This is a genomic window from Paenisporosarcina sp. P4_E4_2, assembly GCF_056401595.1.
Genome location: NZ_JBFUJC010000410.1, coordinates 1 through 2494, shown reverse-complemented (window position 1 = coordinate 2494; position 2494 = coordinate 1). Strand labels below are relative to the sequence as shown.

At 40.2% G+C, this 2494-nt stretch carries 3 protein-coding genes; 1 reads left to right on the top strand and 2 read right to left on the bottom strand.

Features of this window, described 5'->3' with window-relative positions; genetic code table 11:
• Window positions 1–845: DHH family phosphoesterase (locus AC1DSB_RS17935; RefSeq protein WP_477587272.1), on the bottom strand; the 845-nt coding region annotated here is incomplete at its 3' end.
• Window positions 846–939: 94 nt separating this feature from the next.
• Here AC1DSB_RS17935 and AC1DSB_RS17930 point away from each other — a divergent pair.
• On the top strand, window positions 940–1248 hold the full coding sequence (locus tag AC1DSB_RS17930) for a YtpI family protein (RefSeq protein WP_477587271.1): 309 nt from the start codon (window positions 940–942) through the stop codon (window positions 1246–1248).
• A gap of 45 nt (window positions 1249–1293) precedes the next feature.
• Here the strand turns inward: AC1DSB_RS17930 and AC1DSB_RS17925 are convergent.
• Window positions 1294–2494, bottom strand: a 1201-nt coding sequence (locus AC1DSB_RS17925) for a DRTGG domain-containing protein (protein ID WP_477587270.1), incomplete at its 5' end; no start/stop codon positions are given.

Here is a 2494-nt window from a genome sequence, read left to right as displayed (position 1 = left end):
CCACCATACTGCTTGGCCAATTCATTGATTATAGGACCTTTAGAGCGAAGTCGCACGCGAATCTGATCCTCTTCTTCGATGAATATTATCCACGCTTTAATTCCTTTTACATTGCCAAGAGAACCGACAAGTAACGATGTTTCGCTTGCAGTCACACCGAATTCTTTCAACGTTTCAAGCGGTAGTTTAATGTAAGCCGCCCCGTTGTCATTCATGACGAAGTGCTGGTAAATATGACCTTGTAAATGCAATAGATTACGTTCCACTTCGTACATGCCATTAAATAATTCAGTACGATCAAAATTATATTTGATTAATTCGCCTGCCGTGTCAAAAGTCTTTTGACTTGTACTTGAGAACATAAATCGTCCGGTATCTCCGACGATTCCTGCAAATAGAACACGTGCGGCAGCATCAGACATTTGCCAATTTGCACTAGTCTTGCCTTCTTCGTAAAGATCATAAATCATTTCACTTGCAGAACTTGCTTGCGTATTGACCCATAATAAATCACCGTAGGCATCATCGTTCGGGTGATGATCGATTTTGATTAGAAAAGCACCCGATAGGTATCGTTGATCATCAATTCGTTCTGTGTTTGCTGTATCTGTGACGATAATAAGTGCACCTTCAAATTGGGCATCACTCACTTGGTCAGGCTCGGCAAGAAAGCTTAATGTTTCCTCATGTTCCCCTGTAACATACACCTTCTTGTCAGGGTAACTTGCTTTGAGAATTTCTTTTAAGCCAACTGAAGATCCGTAAGCATCGGGATCTGGTCTAACGTGCCGATGAATAATGATTGTTTCGTAAGCCGATATTGTGTCAATGATTTGACGTTTCATGATTTTCCCTCCGACCTTTCGTGAATACCATTCGCAATTCTGTAAAAATGTCGATACAATAATGACAGTTTCATTTAATAACAGGAGGTTTACGATGATAAATGCTGTATTTATATTTCTGATTGTAATTTCATTTGCGTTTTATTTTTATTTTAAAACGAAGCAATATCGCAGTGAATTACCGATTGCCAAAAAGTGGTATTCGAATCGTGCTTTAATAGCACTTGGTAGCTTGTTATTTTTCTTTGGACTTAACCAATTATTCTTATTTCCCACAACATTAACGTATGTTATCTCAGGGATATTTATTGTTATTGGTTTGTTCRCCATGGTTAATTATTATCGTGTGGCCAAACATTACGGTCAATTTGTAGAAGAAGAATTTCGTTTGAACAAAAAGTGATGCTGTCCAGCATCACTTTTTTTATTGCCATTCTGAGGTTTGACCCTATCTTTCAAGCAACTGGAACATCATCATAGCCTTCCCGACTAAAAGAGTACCATGGAACACATCAAACTCCATTTTCACAAACTTCCGACTCATGTCCAATATTCGAGGACGTACCGTCWACACACTATCCATCTGAACAGGTTTGATAAAATAAATCGTCATGTTCTCAGCGACACTATCTCCACGTTTTCTGTTTTTCATCGCGTAATTACCCGCTTCAGCCAACAGGGTGGTAAATGCTCCATATGAAATGGCCCCAAATTGATTCGTCATTTGCGGCGTCACGGTAAACTCGACTGCGAGTTCATCTTCTTGAAGGACTTTCATTTGATTTTTGACAATATCATCAATCGTTTCACCATGTTGCGGCTGTCGTTGCGCCAGCTGCAATGCTTTTAAGACATCCTGGCGACTGATAACCCCTTCGAGAATGCCGGAATCATTGACCACCGGCATTAAGTCGATGCCTTCCCAAATCATCCGATGCCCAGCAGTAGCAACACTCGTTTTCATCGTGACTGTGATAGGATTTTTTGTCATGACTTTTTCGATGGATTCACCATAATTTTTCCCTATAACGTCTCTTGCCGTAACGATGCCAACATTTTTTTGATTGGCATCCACCACTGGAAATCCACCATGCCTTGTTTGTGCATTTTTGTTATGATACGCTTTCACGTCGTCGGTTACACGCAAGAAATCTGTTTCCTGAAACGGCACATAAATATCTTCAATGAATAAAATTTCTTTTTTAATTAATTGATCATAAATGGCACGATTAATCATCGTGGCAACTGTAAATGTGTCATAACTTGTGGAGATAATCGGCAACTCTAATTCATCCGCCWCTTTTTTCAAAGATTCCGAGGCTTCAAATCCACCCGTTATCAATACAGCCGCTCCTGCTTTCAAAGCTGTAAAATGGGCTTTCGCCCGGTTTCCGACGATTAGTAGACTGCCCGCATCGGTGTATCGCATCATGTCCTCTAATTGCATCGCACCAATAACAAACTTGGTCAGCGTTTTATGCAGACCATTCTTTCCACCCAATACTTGGCCATCCACAATATTTACAACTTCCGCAAAAGTCAGACGTTCGATATTTTCTTTCTTTTTCTTTTCAATACGAATAGTCCCAACCCGCTCAATCGTGCTGACATAACGTTGAGTTTCAGCTTCTTTGATAGCACGATATGCA